The 18,024-nt window shown below is 38.0% G+C and carries 11 protein-coding genes and 3 tRNA genes; 12 read left to right on the top strand and 2 right to left on the bottom strand.

Features of this window, described 5'->3' with window-relative positions; genetic code table 11:
- Positions 1-118 precede the first annotated feature (118 nt).
- The 7 genes from FC97_RS06375 to FC97_RS06345 all read left to right on the top strand — a co-directional run bounded on the left by FC97_RS06375 (position 119) and on the right by FC97_RS06345 (position 11,536).
- Positions 119-191, top strand: a tRNA-Thr gene (locus tag FC97_RS06375).
- A gap of 10 nt (positions 192-201) precedes the next feature.
- Positions 202-273: transfer RNA gene (locus tag FC97_RS06370), tRNA-Gly, on the top strand.
- 11 nt (positions 274-284) lie between these two features.
- Positions 285-358 (top strand) — tRNA-Pro (locus tag FC97_RS06365).
- 243 nt (positions 359-601) lie between these two features.
- Positions 602-3,088 carry an ATP-dependent Clp protease ATP-binding subunit gene (locus FC97_RS06360; protein WP_054642440.1) on the top strand — a complete coding sequence of 829 codons (2,487 nt, stop codon included), beginning with the start codon at positions 602-604 and terminating at the stop codon, positions 3,086-3,088.
- A 250-nt stretch (positions 3,089-3,338) separates the two neighbouring features.
- Positions 3,339-6,944, top strand: a complete 3,606-nt coding sequence (gene rpoB, locus FC97_RS06355) for a DNA-directed RNA polymerase subunit beta (RefSeq protein WP_056967945.1) — start codon at positions 3,339-3,341, stop codon at positions 6,942-6,944.
- A 24-nt stretch (positions 6,945-6,968) separates the two neighbouring features.
- A complete protein-coding gene (gene rpoC / locus FC97_RS06350) occupies positions 6,969-10,634 on the top strand; it encodes a DNA-directed RNA polymerase subunit beta' (protein ID WP_054642441.1) in 3,666 nt (1,221 codons plus the stop codon).
- 83 nt (positions 10,635-10,717) lie between these two features.
- The gene (locus FC97_RS06345; protein ID WP_054642442.1) at positions 10,718-11,536 is read left to right on the top strand and encodes an alpha/beta hydrolase; all 819 of its coding nucleotides are present in this window, start codon (positions 10,718-10,720) and stop codon (positions 11,534-11,536) included.
- Here FC97_RS06345 and FC97_RS06340 read toward each other — a convergent pair.
- Complete coding sequence (locus tag FC97_RS06340; protein ID WP_056967943.1) at positions 11,526-12,188, bottom strand: prepilin peptidase; 663 nt, start codon at positions 12,186-12,188, stop codon at positions 11,526-11,528. The two genes, FC97_RS06345 and FC97_RS06340, sit on opposite strands and share 11 nt — an antisense overlap.
- Before the next feature lie 230 nt (positions 12,189-12,418).
- Here FC97_RS06340 and rpsL point away from each other — a divergent pair, with 230 nt between their 5' ends.
- Genes rpsL through fusA form a run of 3 tightly spaced genes read left to right on the top strand, consistent with a single transcriptional unit; the run spans position 12,419 to position 15,497 of the window.
- On the top strand, positions 12,419-12,832 hold the full coding sequence (gene rpsL / locus FC97_RS06335) for a 30S ribosomal protein S12 (protein ID WP_025084405.1): 414 nt from the start codon (positions 12,419-12,421) through the stop codon (positions 12,830-12,832).
- Positions 12,833-12,882: 50 nt separating this feature from the next.
- Positions 12,883-13,350 (top strand): 30S ribosomal protein S7, encoded by a 468-nt coding sequence (gene rpsG, locus FC97_RS06330; RefSeq protein WP_010018510.1) that lies wholly within the window; start codon positions 12,883-12,885, stop codon positions 13,348-13,350.
- A gap of 47 nt (positions 13,351-13,397) precedes the next feature.
- Positions 13,398-15,497: an elongation factor G gene (gene fusA / locus FC97_RS06325; protein WP_054642444.1), complete on the top strand. Its 2,100-nt coding sequence runs from the start codon at positions 13,398-13,400 to the stop codon at positions 15,495-15,497.
- 63 nt (positions 15,498-15,560) lie between these two features.
- Here the strand turns inward: fusA and FC97_RS06320 are convergent, their stop codons facing one another.
- Positions 15,561-16,760, bottom strand: a complete 1,200-nt coding sequence (locus FC97_RS06320) for a CPBP family intramembrane glutamic endopeptidase (RefSeq protein ID WP_054642445.1) — start codon at positions 16,758-16,760, stop codon at positions 15,561-15,563.
- 284 nt (positions 16,761-17,044) lie between these two features.
- On the opposite strand from FC97_RS06320, the gene rpsJ reads away from it, so the two are divergent.
- Positions 17,045-17,353, top strand: a complete 309-nt coding sequence (gene rpsJ, locus FC97_RS06315) for a 30S ribosomal protein S10 (RefSeq protein WP_025084408.1) — start codon at positions 17,045-17,047, stop codon at positions 17,351-17,353.
- A gap of 31 nt (positions 17,354-17,384) precedes the next feature.
- A complete protein-coding gene (gene rplC, locus FC97_RS06310; protein ID WP_056955949.1) occupies positions 17,385-18,020 on the top strand; it encodes a 50S ribosomal protein L3 in 636 nt (211 codons plus the stop codon).
- Positions 18,021-18,024 lie beyond the last annotated feature (4 nt).

Here is an 18,024-nt window from a genome sequence, read left to right as displayed (position 1 = left end):
AGATTTAGGTTCTAGTGTCCAGTGGACATGAAGGTTCAAGTCCTTTCACCCGTATTGATAATTGGTCTTGCAAAAAGATCAGTTATTGTGTATTATGTTAAATGTCGTTTGACATAATGCCGACTTAGCTCAGTTGGCAGAGCATCTGTCTTGTAAACAGGGGGTCGGAGGTTCGAATCCTCTAGTCGGCATAGTCATAATGCGGAAGTAGTTCAGTGGTAGAACATCACCTTGCCATGGTGGGGGTCGCGGGTTCGAATCCCGTCTTCCGCTTAGAGAGGTTTCGGGAAATAGCTCAGCTTGGTAGAGCGTCACGTTCGGGGCGTGAAGGCCGCAAGTTCGAATCTTGTTTTCCCGATTCCATGATAAGTTTAAAAGGGTAATTAATTCTGAAAATGAATTGATTACCTTTTTTCGTTCTCTAGAGATTTTTTTGAAGTCAGGAATCAATTATAAATCCCACGAATGTGTTAGGATTCTATTGGAGGCAAAATCTGAAGAATCATTAACTTTTTTATATTTTGCAAGATGAAATAATTGCTTTTTTTTGAAACATAATTATACTTTCTAAACAGACACTTAAAAAGTAGAGGTAACATTAATGGACAAAGTATTTACCGAAAGCGCCAAGAATGCACTAGTTTTAGCTCAAGAACAAGCCAAGACATTTCATCATAATGCCGTTGGTACAGAACATATTCTACTTGGGTTAGTTATGGAAAATGATGGTATTGCCGGTATTACTTTGAGAGATCTAGCTGTAAGTGATCGAGATGTTGAAGAGGAGATTGAACATCTGACAGGTTATGGGGATGTCTCATCTAATACCGCTAAAGGAATTTATTTACCATATTCTCCTAAAGGACAAATGATTTTAAGCAATGCGGAAGAAGATTCTAACCTATATAAGGCTAACCGTATTGGTACAGAACATATTTTATTAGCAATTCTTGATGACGCTGATAACTTAGCTAATCGTATTTTGGTTAATTTGGGCTTGAGCCTATCTAAGACTAAGTCTTTACTATTAAGCAAGATGGGTATGTCAAACAAGGCTGCACGTCGTGGCTTTGCTGCTAACTTAAATAAACAAAAGAACCAACAATCACAAGGTGGAACTCCAACATTGGATTCTTTAGCTCGTGATTTGACTAAATTAGCTCGTGATAATCAAATCGATCCTGTTATTGGTCGTAAAAAAGAAGTTGATCGGACTATTCAAATCTTGAGTCGTCGTACAAAGAACAATCCTGTTCTAGTCGGTGAACCTGGTGTTGGTAAGACAGCAATTGCTGAAGGCTTGGCTATTGCTATCATTAAAAAAGAAGTTCCATTAGATATGCAAAATAAACGTATCATGATGTTAGATATGGGTTCACTAGTAGCTGGTACTAAATATCGTGGTGAGTTTGAAGATCGTTTAAAGAAGATTATCAAAGAAATTTATGAAGATAAGCATGTCATTCTCTTTATTGATGAATTACATACATTAATTGGTGCTGGTGGTGCCGAAGGTGCAATTGATGCATCTAATATTTTGAAGCCTGCCTTAGCTCGTGGTGAGTTGCAATTAATTGGTGCAACAACATCTAATGAGTATCAAAAGTACATTGAAAAAGATACAGCTTTAGAGCGCCGTTTTGCTAAAGTTTACGTTGAAGAACCTAGTGCCGAAGATTCTGTTAAGATTTTGACAGGACTTCGTCCAAGATATGAACAACATCATGGCTTGACAATTTCTGATGAAGCTGTTGAAGCAGCAGTTCGTCTTTCTACACGTTACTTAACTAATCGTTTCTTACCAGATAAAGCTATCGATTTGATGGATGAGGCTTCAGCTAAAGTTAGAATCCACAATGTATCTAAGAATAACAAACTTGAAGAATTAACTAATCAAGCTTTGAAATTGATGGATGACAAGAATAATGCAATTTTGGATCAAGACTTTGAAAAAGCCGCTAAGATTCGTGAACAGGAACAAACTGTTCAAGCCGAAATTGCTAAGTTAAACGACAAGAAGTCAACACAAAAGAAGCCTGTTGTAACAGCAGATGATATTGCTGAGATCATTGCTGAATGGACTGGAGTTCCAGTTAAGCAAATTACTCGTAAAGAGAGTGAGAAGCTGCTTAACCTTGAAAAAGAGCTTCATAAACGTGTTATTGGTCAAGATAATGCTATTAATGCCGTTTCACGAGCAATTCGTCGTGCTAGAAGTGGAATGAAAGACCCCAATCGTCCAATTGGTTCATTTATGTTCTTAGGACCTACAGGTGTTGGTAAAACTGAATTGGCTAAATCAATCGCTGAGGTAATGTTTGGTTCTGAAGACAATCTGATTCGTGTCGATATGTCAGAATATATGGAACAATACAGTACTTCTAAGTTGATTGGTTCAGCTCCGGGATATGTTGGTTTCGATGACGGTGGTCAATTGACAGAAAAGGTTAGAAATGAACCTTACTCAGTTGTTCTACTTGATGAAGTTGAAAAGGCTCATCCAGATGTTTTCAATATCCTATTGCAAGTTCTTGATGATGGTATCTTAACGGACGCTAAGGGTCGTAAAGTTGATTTTCGAAATACTATTATTATCATGACTTCTAACCTTGGTGCTAGATCACTAGAAGATGATAAGTCAGTTGGTTTTGGTGCTAAAGATGTTCACGATGACTTTAAGGAAATGCAAGAACGTATTAATACAGAATTGAAACGATTCTTCCGTCCTGAATTCTTGAACCGTATTGATGAAACAATTGTCTTTAAGGCTCTTGATAAGGAACAGCTTAAGGATATTGCTAAGATCATGAGTAATAACTTAAGAAAACGTCTTGCTGAAAGAGAAATCAAATTGGTTATCACACCAACAGCCTATAGCGATTTAGTAAAAGATGGCTATAATCCTGAATATGGTGCTCGTCCGATGAGAAGAACTATCCAAAGAGAAATTGAAGATCCAGTTAGTGAACAATTACTTATGGGTAATGTTAAAGCCGGTGATTCAATTAAAGTTGGTTCTAAAAAAGGCAAGCTAACGGTAACGGTTGATAATCCTAATAGTAAGGAAACAGTCTCCAATCAAAAATAATGGGCTTGACTATTGACAAAAATAGTGCATAAGTGTATTATTTCTCTTTGAGATTCATAGTTCAAATTGCAGGCCGCGATCTATTGTCCGTGGTTATGCTAAATAAAAAAACACAAAAATAGATTTTCGTTTCTATTTTTGGTTTTTTTTTGCCTTAAAACAGGTTTTAAAACCGTTTTCAAGCAAACTGTAATCAAATTGTAATATTTGAGGTCTGGATTTGAACAAAATATATGTTGAGGTGAAAAATTTGACTTATCATAACGTTAATTATGGTGCACACCGTGTTCGTCGTAGTTATGCAAAGATCAAGGAAGTACTTCCACTGCCAAATTTGATTGACATCCAAACAAACTCTTATAAGTGGTTCTTAGATGAAGGACTAAAAGATATGTTTGACGATATTATGCCAATTGATGACTTTGCTGGAAACCTTTCTTTGGAATACGTCGGTTACAAGTTACTAGAACCAAAATATACTGTTGAAGAAGCTAGAGCACATGACGCTAACTTCTCAGCACCATTACATGTAACATTGAAATTGACTAATCATGAGACTGGCGAAATCAAGACACAAGATGTTTTCTTTGGTGATTTCCCAATCATGACTGATGAAGGAACTTTCATCATCAACGGTGCTGAACGTGTTATTGTTTCTCAATTAGTACGTTCACCTGGTATTTATTACAATCAAGACACAGATAAAAATGGCCGTGAGAACTATGGTACAACTGTTATTCCTAACCGTGGTGCATGGTTGGAATTTGAAACAGATGCTAAAGGTCTTGGCTATGTAAGAATTGATAGAACTAGAAAATTACCTATTTCTGAGTTAGTTAGAGCACTTGGCTTTGGTAGTGATTCAGAAGTTCTTGATATTTTTGGTGAAAACGATACTTTAAATCTAACACTTGAAAAAGATGTTCATAAAGATACAAGTGACTCACGTGTTGAAGAAGCCTTGAAAGATATCTATGAAAGACTCCGTCCTGGTGAACCAAAGACTGCAGATAGTTCTCGTTCATTGCTATATGCTAGATTCTTTGACCCACGTAGATATGACTTGGCTCCTGTTGGTCGTTACAAGATCAATAAGAAGTTAAATCTTAAGACAAGACTTTTGAACAAGACTTTGGCCGAAACATTGGCTGATCCTGATACAGGTGAAGTTGTTTTAGCTAAGGATACTCTAATTGACCGCGATGCTATGAACAAATTGAGTCCATATCTTGAAAGAGATGATTTCAAGACAGTTACATTGACTCCTTCTGATGAAGGTGTTCTAACAGACCCAATTACCGTTCAAATCATTAAGGTTTATTCAGAAGCTGATAATGAAAAAGTTGTTAATATTATTGGTAACGGTCATATTCCAGAAGAAAACCGTACAATTACACCAGCCGATATTTTAGCTGGTATTAACTACTTCCTAAACTTGAAGGAAAACATCGGTACAACAGATGATATTGATCACTTGGGTAACCGTCGTATTCGTTCAGTTGGTGAATTGCTACAAAACCAATTCCGTATTGGTCTATCACGTATGGAACGTGTTGTGCGTGAAAGAATGTCAATTCAAGATTCAGCTACTGTTACACCTCAACAATTGATTAATATCAGACCAGTTGTTGCTTCAATTAAGGAATTCTTTGGTTCATCACAATTGTCACAATTCATGGATCAAACTAATCCACTTGGAGAACTAGAACATAAGCGTCGTCTATCAGCCCTTGGACCTGGTGGTTTGACTCGTGATCGTGCTGGATATGAAGTTCGTGATGTTCACTATACTCATTATGGTCGTATGTGTCCTATTGAAACACCAGAAGGTCCTAATATTGGACTTATTAATAACTTGGCTTCATACGCCATTATTAATAAATATGGTTTCATTGAAACACCATATCGTCGTGTTTCATGGGATACTCACAAAGTAACTGATAAGATCGATTACTTAACTGCTGACGAAGAAGATAACTATGTTGTCGCTCAAGCTAATACACCATTGGAAGATGATGGTTCATTTGCTGACAACACAATCTTGGCTCGTCACAAAGATGACAACATTGAAACTACTCCAGAAAAAGTCGATTACATGGACGTTTCTCCTAAGCAAGTAGTTTCTGTAGCTACTGCATGTATTCCTTTCTTGGAAAATGATGACTCGAACCGTGCCTTGATGGGTGCTAATATGCAACGTCAAGCTGTTCCTTTGATCAATCCACATGCACCACTTGTTGGTACTGGTATGGAATATATTGCTGCTCATGATTCCGGTGCTGCTCTATTAGCTGATCATGATGGTGTTGTTGAATATGTTGATGCTAAGAAAGTTACTATCAAACGTGACGAAGATGGCACAACAGATACTTATAAGGTAACTAAATTCCGTCGTTCAAATAATGGTAAGAGTTACAACCAAAGACCTATTGTCCGCAAGGATGAGAAGATCAAGAAGGGTGATATCATTGCTGATGGTCCTGCCATGGAAAATGGTGAATTAGCCCTTGGTCAAAACCCACTTATTGCCTTTATGACATGGAATATGTATAACTACGAAGATGCTATCGTACTTTCAGAAAAACTAGTACGTGAAGATGCATATACTTCAATTCATATTGAAGAGTATGAATCAGAAGCACGTGATACAAAACTTGGACCTGAAGAAATCACACGTGAAATTCCTAACGTTGGTGAAGATTCACTTAAGGATCTTGACGAATTCGGTATTATCCGTGTTGGTGCTGAAGTTCGTGATGGCGATATCTTAGTTGGTAAAGTTACACCTAAGGGTGTTACAGAACTATCAGCTGAAGAGAGATTGCTACATGCTATCTTTGGTGAAAAGGCTCGTGAAGTTCGTGATACTTCACTTCGTGTACCACATGGTGGTGGCGGAATTATCCAAGATGTCAAAGTCTTCACTCGTGAAGCCGGAGATGAACTTGATCCTGGTGTTAACATGTTAGTTCGTGTTTACATTGCTCAAAAGCGTAAGATTCAAGTTGGTGATAAGATGTCTGGTCGTCATGGTAACAAGGGTACTGTTTCAATCGTTGTACCAGAAGAAGACATGCCTTACATGCCAGATGGTACTCCAGTAGATATCCTATTGAACCCAATGGGTGTTCCATCACGTATGAATATTGGACAAGTTCTTGATCTTCATTTAGGTATGGCTGCTAGAAAACTTGGCATTCATGTTTCAACCCCTGTTTTCGACGGTGTAAGTAACGATGAACTTTGGGATATTGTTAAAGAAGCCGATATGGATACAGATGGTAAATCAATTCTTTATGATGGACGTACTGGTGAACCATTCAAGAACCGTGTATCAGTTGGTGTCATGTACTACTTGAAACTAGCTCACATGGTTGATGATAAACTTCATGCTCGTTCAATCGGACCATACTCACTAGTTACTCAACAACCACTTGGTGGTAAAGCACAATTTGGTGGTCAGAGATTTGGTGAAATGGAAGTTTGGGCCCTTGAAGCTTACGGTGCCGCATATACACTTCAAGAAATCTTGACATACAAGTCAGATGATATTGTTGGTCGTGTAAAGACTTATGAAGCTATCGTTAAGGGTGAAAGTATTCCTAAACCTGGTGTTCCTGAATCATTCCGTGTTCTTGTCAAAGAACTACAAGCTCTTGGATTGGACATGAAAGTTCTAGATGCACATAAGAAAGAAATTGAACTTAGAGATATGGATGATGACGAAGACACAGTTAGTGTTGATGCCTTATCTAAATTCGCTAAACAACAAGAACAAAAACGTGCTGAAGAAGAAGCTAAGAAGCTTGAAGCATCAAAGGATTCAACTGAAACTAGTACAAAGTCAGAAAACTAGTTAAAACTGTAGGGAGGTTACCTTTTGATAGACGTTAATAAATTCGATAGTATGCAAATTGGTTTAGCATCTCCTGATAAGATTCGTAGTTGGTCTTATGGAGAAGTTAAGAAACCAGAAACTATTAACTACCGTACTTTAAAACCAGAAAAAGATGGTCTATTCGATGAAAGAATCTTTGGACCAACTAAAGACTGGGAATGTGCCTGTGGTAAGTACAAACGTATCCGTTATAAGGGTATTGTTTGTGACCGCTGTGGTGTTGAAGTTACTCGTTCAAAAGTTCGTCGTGAACGTATGGCTCATATTGAACTAGCAGCTCCTGTATCACATATCTGGTACTTTAAGGGTATCCCATCACGTATGGGACTCGTATTGGACATGAGTCCAAGAAACTTGGAAGAAGTAATCTACTTTGCATCATACGTAGTTATTGATCCCGGTGAAACAGATCTAGAAAAGAAACAATTATTGACTGAAACAGAATATCGTAAGAAGCGTGAAGAATTTGGTAACAAGTTCGTCGCTGAAATGGGTGCCGAAGGTATCCGTGATCTTCTAAGACAAGTTGATATGGATTCTGAAGTTAAAGAGTTACGTGAAACATTGAAGACTGCTCAAGGTCAAAAGCGTACACGTGCTATCAGACGTTTGGATATTTTAAGTGCCTTCCAAAAATCAGGTAACAAACCTGAATGGATGGTAATGGAAGCAATTCCTGTTATCCCACCTGATCTTCGTCCTATGGTTCAACTAGAAGGTGGCCGTTTCGCTACTTCTGACTTGAACGATTTGTACCGTCGTGTTATCAACCGTAACAATCGTTTGAAGAGATTGTTGGATCTACATGCTCCTAATATCATCGTTCAAAATGAAAAACGTATGTTGCAAGAAGCTGTTGATGCCTTGATCGATAATGGTCGTCGTGGCCGTCCTGTTACAGGACCTGGTAACCGTCCATTGAAGTCGCTATCACATATGCTTAAAGGTAAGCAAGGACGTTTCCGTCAAAACTTACTTGGTAAACGTGTTGACTACTCAGGACGTTCAGTTATCGATGTTGGACCTACATTGAAGTTCTATCAATGTGGATTGCCTCGTGAAATGGCTTTGGAATTGTTCAAACCATTCGTTATGCATGAACTTGTTAAGCGTGAAATTGCTTCTAACGTCAAGAATGCTAGAAGAAAGATTGATCGCCAAGATGATGACATTTGGGATGTACTAGAAGACGTTATTAAAGAACGTCCAGTATTACTTAACCGTGCCCCTACACTTCATAGACTTGGTATTCAAGCCTTTGAACCTGTATTGGTTGATGGTAAGTCAATTCGTTTGCATCCACTTGCTTGTGAAGCTTACAATGCCGATTTTGATGGTGATCAGATGGCTATCCATGTGCCACTATCAGACGAAGCTCAAGCTGAAGCACGTATGTTGATGCTTGCTGCTCACCATATTCTTGCTCCTAAGGATGGTAAGCCTATCGTTACACCTTCACAGGATGTTGTTTTAGGTAACTACTATCTAACAATTGAAACAAGACATATGACTGGTGAAGGTAAGATCTTCAAAGATTCTAACGAAGTTCAAACAGCTTTGCTAAATGGTGATGTTCATTACCATACAAGAATTGGTATTGCTGTTGATTCAATGCCTAACAAGCCATTCAAGGATGACCAAAGAGATAAAGTTATGATTACTAGTGTTGGTAAAGTAATCTTTAACGAAATTCTTCCAGAAGATTTCCCATACTTGAATGAACCAACTGATGACAATTTGAAGAACGGCGTTCCTGACAAGTACTTCCTAGGTAAAGGTGAAGATATTCATCAACGTCTTGATGAAATGGATCTAGTAGACCCACTTAAGAGTGGTTATCTATCAGATATCATTGCCCAAATCTTTAAAGTATATCGTGTTCAAAGAACATCATCACTTCTTGATGATATGAAAGAATTAGGTTACACAATTTGTACATTATCTGGTCTAACAGTTGGTGTTACAGATGTTCCTAACCTAACTCAAAAACCTGAAATCGTTGAAAAAGCCCATAAACAAGTTGCTTCAATTTCTAAGCAATTCCGTCGTGGTCTTATCACTGACAACGAACGACATGATCGTGTTATTAGTGTTTGGAATGATACAAAGGATGAAATTCAACAATTGTTGATCGATTCATTTGATCCTACAAACCCTATCTCAATGATGTCTGATTCCGGTGCCCGTGGTAACATTTCAAACTTTACACAGCTAGCTGGTATGCGTGGACTTATGGCCGCCCCTAATGGTGGTATGATGGAAATCCCTGTTATTTCTAACTTCCGTGAAGGACTATCTGTCATGGAAATGTTCATGTCAACCCATGGTGCCCGTAAAGGTATGACCGATACAGCCTTGAAGACTGCTAACTCAGGTTACTTAACACGTCGTTTGGTTGATGTTGCTCAAGATGTTATTGTTCGTGAAGAAGATTGTGGTACTGACCGTGGACTTGTTGTAAGTTCAATTATGGAAGGTACAGATATGATCGAACCATTGTATGACAGACTTGTTGGTCGTTATACACAAAAAACAGTTAAAGATCCTAAGACAGGCGAAGTTATCGTACCTCGTGGTGTCATGATGGATGAAACAATGGCTCAAAAGGTCGTTGATGCTGGTGTTACACACGTTACAATTCGTTCAGCATTCACATGTGATACAAAGCATGGTGTATGTAAGAAATGTTATGGTCGTAACCTTGCTACTGGTGAAGAAGTTGAAATTGGTGAGGCAGTTGGTACTGTTGCTGCTCAATCAATCGGTGAACCAGGTACACAATTAACTATGCGTAACTTCCATACCGGTGGTGTTGCTGGTGGTGACGATATTACTCAAGGACTTCCTCGTGTTCAAGAAATTGTTGAAGCTAGAAATCCTAAAGGTCTTGCCGTTATTTCAGAAGTTGATGGTACAATTACAGCCATTGATGAAAACCCAGCAGAACACACCAAGGAAATTACTGTTCAAGGTGATATTGATACTAGAACATATAGTGTTCCTTATACATCAAGTGTTGCGGTTGCCGAAGGTGATCACGTTAAACGTGGTGGTAAGTTAACACAAGGTTCAATTGATCCTAAGGAATTGATCAAAGTTACAAACGTTCTACATACAGAAAACTACTTACTTGCTGAAGTTCAAAAAGTTTACCGTATGCAAGGTGTTGATATCTCTGATAAGCACTTTGAGGTTATGGTTAGACAAATGCTTAGAAAGATTCGTATTCTTGATCCTGGTGATACAGATGTATTGCCTGGTCAATTGATGGATATTTCTCAATTTACTGACCATAACCGTGAAACATTGTTCAATGGTGGTATTCCAGCTACTGGACGTCCAGTACTTCTTGGTATTACTAAGGCTTCTCTTGAAACAAACAGTTTCTTGTCAGCCGCTTCCTTCCAGGAAACAACAAGAGTTCTTACTGATGCTTCAATTCGTGGTAAGAATGATCCACTTCTTGGACTTAAGGAAAATGTTATTATTGGTAAACTTATTCCTGCCGGTACTGGTATGGCTAAGTATAACCATATGGAACCAAAGAAGACTGGCCCTATGGCAGATAACTCTTTGAATGGTGCCTACACAATTTCTGACATCGAAGCTCAAATGAAAGCTGAAGATGCAGCTAAAACAGAAAAATAGTAATAAATGAAAAAGACGGCCGATGAGGTCGTCTTTTTTTGTATAATGATGTTATTGATAGAAATTTTGGGAGGGTATGTATTTTGCAAAAACAAGAATTATCTTATGAAGATAGCAAGTTTACTTTAGATACCTATTGGTTAGACCCTATTTCCGATTTTGACGAACCGGTTGATCAACCATTGGCAATTATTTGTCCGGGTGGTGCATTTAAGTTTCATTCAGACCGTGAAGCACAACCAATTGCTATGAAATTCAATGCAGCAGGAATGCACGCTTTAGTTCTACATTATCAATTGATTGAAGATGGTAAAGCTGTTTATCCTTTAGCATTACAAGAGATGGCAACGACTTTAAATTGGTTGAAGACACAAAGTGAGAGTCACCATATTGATTTGAGTAAGGTTCTATTAGTTGGCTTTTCTGCTGGTGGACATGTAGTAGCCGACTTTAATTCAATTATGTTAAATCCAGATGAACGTAAAAAAATCTTTACAGACGACCTAGAAGTAGAACCAGCCGCTAATATTTTAGGATACTCAGTTATTGATATGACTCTTGGGTGGCCTAAAGATGAAGAGTGGTCAATGAAGATTAGTCCAGATATCTATTATTGGCAAGCACAAGAACATCTAACTAAGCATGGTAAACCAACATTCATTTGGCAAACGGTGACTGATGATACAGTTCCGGTCATGAATTCGATTATTTATGCTCAGAAGATGGATCTTCTAGGAATTCCTTATGAAATGCACCTCTTTGGTTCGGGTGGTCATGGATTATCACTTTCAACATATGTAACAAAACATCCAAATGGTGGAGACTATAATGTTTATGATGCTAAATGGTGGGAATTATGTGTGAACTGGATGAAGCTTCAAGAAATTTTGCCTAAGTTCTAATTACAAAGATCAGATAGATGATGCCTGTTGAAACAGTGAGATAGGGAATAAATCTATATGATCTTTTTTTATTGAAAAGAAATTGGATGATACACAAGAAACAAGCAAGAATAGTTATTCTCAATACGTCATTTAAATCAAAAATAAGTGCTAATAATGCCATAATTTCAATATCGCCTAAACCAATCAAAGAGTGATTGTTTAAAAGTAGTAATGTTAGATAGATAATGACTGCCGCTAGAAGATGAACTGTGGAAAAGTGCCAAATAACGGTTGGCAAAGCCAGTAAGTAAAAGATGGGGTAGATATAGCCATAAAAAGCGTCACTAAAGCCTAAAATAATTAGCATTAGGAATAACGGCAAGTAATTTAGCGTGCCAAACTGTACATTTAATAGAAGAAAGGTTCCTCCGGCAAACTCTTGGAGTGGATTATAAAAATCAATTTGATTTTTACAGCCGGAGCATTTACCATGAACTATGAAATAGCCTATTATAGGAATGATTTCATACCATTGTAGAATTCTGTGACAGTAATCACATCTCGAACGTCTGGTGTAGTTGATATTTGGATAATCTTGTGCGATTACTTTTAGAAAGGAGATAATGCAAGCTCCTAGAATAAAGACGGTTACTTGTAAAAAAAGTTCCATTTTTAATCACCTCGTTTTAAATTACGGGAAAATTGTGGATAACTTTTGCGGGATTACGTTGACATGGCTTTTTATAGATGGTATTCTAATAGACGTGCTTTTATTGGCAGCAATAATAGTTTGTTTATTTAAATATAAGCTCATAACGTACGCCACTAACGTGGTTTATTATTTTACAAAATTATGAACCACCTGGATGTGTGTACTTAAATTTTTAGGAGGAACTTTGAATGCCTACAATTAATCAATTAGTTCGCAAAGGCCGTAAGTCAACAGTATCTAAATCAGATGCTCCTGCATTGAACTTTGGCTACAATAGTATGAAGAAAGTTGCTACAAAGAACCCAGCTCCACAAAAACGTGGTGTTGCAACTCGTGTCGGAACAATGACACCTAAGAAACCTAACTCAGCTTTACGTAAGTATGCCCGTGTTAGATTATCAAACCTTATTGAAGTAACAGCATATATCCCTGGTATTGGCCACAACCTACAAGAGCATAGTGTTGTCCTTGTCCGTGGTGGACGTGTAAAGGATCTACCTGGTGTTCGTTATCACGTTGTTCGTGGTGCCTTAGATACAGCCGGTGTTGATGGACGTATGCAAAGTCGTTCAAAATATGGTGCTAAGAAGCCTAAGAAATAACAATAAATAATCATTCTTAATGAAATAATGTAATAACGGAGGAATTTTTTATGCGTAAAGGTAGAGCTCCAAAACGTGATGTTTTGCCAGATCCAATGTACAACTCAAAGCTAGTAACTCGTTTGATTAACCACTTGATGTATGATGGTAAAAGAGGTACTGCTTCAACAATTTTATATCGTGCATTCGATATTATTAAAGATAAGACAGGTAACGAACCATTGGACGTGTTTGAAGAAGCAATGAACAATGTTATGCCTGTACTTGAAGTTAAGGCTCGCCGTATCGGTGGTTCTAACTATCAAATTCCTATCGAAGTTCGTCCAGATCGTCGTACAACTCTTGGACTTCGTTGGATCACAAGCTATGCACGTCTACGTGGTGAACACACAATGGACGAACGTCTAGCTAATGAAATTATGGATGCAGCAAACAATACTGGTGCAGCTGTTAAGAAACGTGAAGATACACATAAGATGGCCGATGCTAACCGTGCATTCGCTCACTATCGCTGGTAGGATCTAGTTACATAAACTAGTTAATTTGAGAGGAGAAACAATTATTCATGGCTAATAAACGTGAATTTCCACTAGAAGATACCCGTAACATTGGTATCATGGCCCACATCGATGCCGGTAAAACTACAACTACTGAACGTATCTTGTACTATACTGGTAAGATCCATAAAATTGGTGAAACACATGATGGTGCTTCACAAATGGACTGGATGGCTCAAGAACAAGAACGTGGTATTACTATCACATCAGCTGCTACAACTGCTGAATGGAAGAACAACCGTATCAATATTATTGATACTCCAGGACACGTTGACTTCACAATCGAAGTTGAACGTTCACTCCGTGTTCTAGATGGTGCTATTACAGTTCTTGATGCTCAATCAGGTGTTGAACCACAAACAGAAAATGTTTGGCGTCAAGCCTCAACATACGGTGTTCCAAGAATTGTCTTTGTTAACAAGATGGATAAAATCGGTGCTAACTTTGACTACTCTGTAGAAACATTGCATGAAAGACTAGATGCTAACGCACATGCTATTCAAATGCCTATTGGTGCCGAAGACAAATTCGAAGGTGTTATCGACTTGATCGAAATGAAAGCCGACCTTTATGACGAAGATGAATTAGGTACAAAATGGGATACAGTTGATGTTCCTGAAGAATATCGTGCTGAAGCTGAAAAGAGACGTGCTGAATTAGTTGAATCAGTTGCTGATGTTGATGATGACATTATGGAGAAGTATCTTGAAGGTGAAGAAATCAGTAATGATGAACTTCGCTCAGCTATCCGTAAAGCAACAATCAACTTGAAGTACTTCCCAGTTCTTGCAGGTTCTGCCTTCAAGAATAAGGGTGTTCAAATGTTGATGGATGCCGTTGTTGACTATCTACCATCACCACTTGATGTACGTCCTTACAAGGCTACAAATCCTAAGGATGAATCAGAAGTTGAACTTATGGCTGATGACAGCAAACCATTTGCTGGTTTAGCATTTAAGATTGCTACTGACCCATTCGTTGGTCGTTTGACATACATTCGTGTATATAGAGGTTCTCTAGAATCTGGTTCTTATGTCTTGAACTCAACAAAAGACAAACGTGAACGTGTTGGTCGTTTGCTACAAATGCATTCTAACCACCGTAAGGAAATCCCAGAAGTATTCTCAGGTGATATCGCTGCTGTTATCGGTTTGAAGAATACTACAACTGGTGATTCTCTAACTGATCCTTCAGATCCATTGATCCTTGAATCATTGGATATTCCAGATCCAGTTATCCAAGTTTCTATCGAACCTAACTCAAAGGAAGATAGAGATAAGATGGATATTGCCATCCAAAAACTATCTGAAGAAGATCCTACATTCCAAGCTGAAACAAATCCTGAAACTGGTGAAACTCTTATCGCCGGAATGGGTGAATTGCACTTGGATATCATGGTTGACCGTATGAAACGTGAATTTAACGTTGCATGTAAGGTTGGTGAACCTCAAGTTGCTTACCGTGAAACATTTACACAACAAACAAGTGCTCAAGGTAAGTTCGTTCGTCAATCTGGTGGTAAAGGTCAATATGGTGATGTTTGGGTTGAATTCACACCTAATGAAGAAGGTAAAGGCTTCGAATTCGAAGATGCTATCGTCGGTGGTGTTGTTCCTCGTGAATACATCCCTTCAGTAGAACAAGGATTGAAAGAAGCTATGGAAAACGGTGTTCTTGCCGGTTATCCATTGATCGATGTTAAGGCTAAGTTGTATGATGGTTCATACCACGAAGTCGATTCATCTGAAGCTGCCTTCAAGATTGCCGCTTCAATGTCTCTACGTAACGCATCTAAGACTGCTGGTGCCGTAATTCTTGAACCTATTATGAAGGTTGAAATTGTTACACCAGAATCATACTTAGGTGATGTTATGGGACAAGTTACTGCTCGTCGTGGACGTGTTGAAGGAATGGAAGCACGTGGTAATGCACAACTTATCAATGCCTTTGTTCCACTTGCAGAAATGTTTGGTTACGCTACAACACTTCGTTCAGCAACACAAGGTCGTGGTACATTTACAATGACAATGGATCACTACGAAAAGGTTCCTAAGTCTATTCAAGCTGATATTATCAAGAAGAATGGCGGAAACCCTGACGCTGACTAATAATTAGTGAATAAAAATAAAAACACAATAACATTTGTTATTGTGTTTTTTTTGTGCATTCAATTAAAATCTAAAACTCTGAGTTTGACTTCGGCGATAAACTGAAATTAGTAGACATACAGCGATGAGTGCAAAAATAACTGTTTCTATAATGGTGAATAGAGCATCAACACTAGTAACTTTACCGGACATCATTTCTCCAGAGGTTGTAAAAGCAAGAGTATCTAATAATGTATGAAAGATAACTGGAAGATAGAAGAGATTAGTATATAGATAAATACCACACATTAGTAATCCCATACCAGAGGCAAAGATGACTTGATCAATTGTGTTAGCTAAACTTTGACCAGCAGAGACGTTACTTAAATGAATAATTCCAAAACAGAGACTACTTAGGATAGCTGCATAAAATATTCTAAAGCGAAAATTTTTAAAAGCAGCTAGTAATACACTTAGAAAGACATAACGGAATAACAGCTCTTCAGCAATTCCTGCTTCCATGCCACTTAAAAGATAACGAATATTGAAGTTAGTACCTTTAAAATTAAATGTATAAAGTGAACTGAGTAAACTCCGACCACCGCCGAATGCATTCCACATCGTAAACCAAGTACATAATAATAGTAGAAAGATTAACACTTTCCAATTGGCACGACGGTCCAATCGCATGTGAGGGTATGCATAGCCCCACTTTCTCATCATTATCAGAACCATTATTAGGAAAACAAGCGTTCCAAGAAATCTGGAATCAGTTACGATACTAATAAAAGGGTTGAAGCCAAGAATAGTTCCGTAAGTTACGATGCTAACGGTTCCCATGGCAATCACAGCAAACGCAAAAGTTGCCAGTAACAACTGTAATATCTTGTTTCTAAATGGGGTGAAGAAAACAACCGTATAAGGAACGTACATTGCCAGTATGGAAACTAACAGTAAACCAATCGAACTAGGTAAGTTCCAATCATAATAACGAGTGCTGAAACTTATTAAGTAGAAGTATGATTCTGCAATTATGAATGCTTGGAAAAAGAGCTGAAAGACAAAATTAAATCGTTCCGAAAAGTTGCTAGGGAGCAGTTTAACTTTTAAAGCTAAAATATTTAAGAAAATCGGAATGAACAGATAAAGATTCTGAGTCAAGGCACTGTAAGCAAATATAATAATCGTATTCAGAATAACTTGACCACGGAATAAATGTAGATAAATTTTGTCTTTATTATTTTGTTGAAACCTGTTATTATATCTAAATTCGTAATCGTCCAATATACACCTCCACTTTTATTAGAGTATAGATTAAATTGGCTTTTTTAGAAAGCTACTTTAATTTGAAAAAGTTCTTGATTTAACTTGAAAATGTGGAGTTCATCGTGTAGTATTATAAGAGTGCTTATTTCGCGGAGAAGTATGTACTTAAATAGATATTATAAATAATATCGACGGTTTAGAAGTGAGAGGTTGCGACACACCCGGCCGCTTTGCCACGGCAGGGCTGGCGGATATTTTCACGGAGCCGGTCATCTTGAAAGAGACAAAAAGGAGGTAACCCCATGGCAAGTCAAAAAATTCGCATTCGCTTAAAGGCTTACGAACATCGTATTCTAGATCAATCAGCTGACAAGATTGTGGAAACTGCAAAAAGAACTGGTGCAACAATTTCAGGACCAATTCCTTTGCCAACAGAGCGTTCACTATATACAGTGTTAGCTTCACCACATAAGCATAAGGATTCTAGAGAGCAATTCGAAATGCGTACACATAAAAGACTTATCGACGTTGTTAACCCAACAAAGAAGACGGTTGATTCACTTATGAAGTTGGATCTACCATCTGGTGTTGACATTGAAATCAAATTATAATTATTAAAAATAAATTATTGGAGGTGCAAACATGGCCAGAAAAGGAATTCTTGGTAAAAAAGTCGGAATGACTCAAATTTTTACTGACAACGGTGAATTAGTTCCCGTTACAGTTGTTGAAGCAACACCTAACGTTGTTATGCAACTTAAAACAGTTGAAAATGATGGTTATGAGGCCGTTCAACTAGGCTTGGGAGATATGCGCGAAGTACTATCAAACAAACCTGCCAAGGGTCATGCAGAAAAGGCAAATACAACTCCTAAACGTTACATTCGCGAATTCCGCGATGTTGAAATGGGAGACTACGAATTAGGTGCTGAAGTTACAGTAGACGCATTTAATTCTGGTGATGTTGTCGACGTTACAGGAACAACAAAGGGACATGGAATGCAAGGTAATATCAAGAGATTTGGTCAAGCTAGAGGACCTGAAACTCACGGTTCAAGATATCACCGTATTCCTGGTTCAATGGGTGCTATCATTAACCGTGTATTCAAGGGTAAGATGCTTCCAGGACGTATGGGTAACAACCGTGTTACTACACAAAACCTAGAAATCGTCAAAGTTGATACTGAACATAATGCAATTATGATCAAGGGTAATGTACCCGGTGCAAACAAGTCATTAGTTAAAATCCAAACAGCTGTTAAAGCTAATCAAAAATAGGAAG

Origin of the sequence: Companilactobacillus kimchii DSM 13961 = JCM 10707, assembly GCF_001435445.1 — a bacterium.
Lineage (GTDB): Bacteria > Bacillota > Bacilli > Lactobacillales > Lactobacillaceae > Companilactobacillus > Companilactobacillus kimchii.
This window is presented reverse-complemented; position numbering and strand designations above follow the sequence as displayed.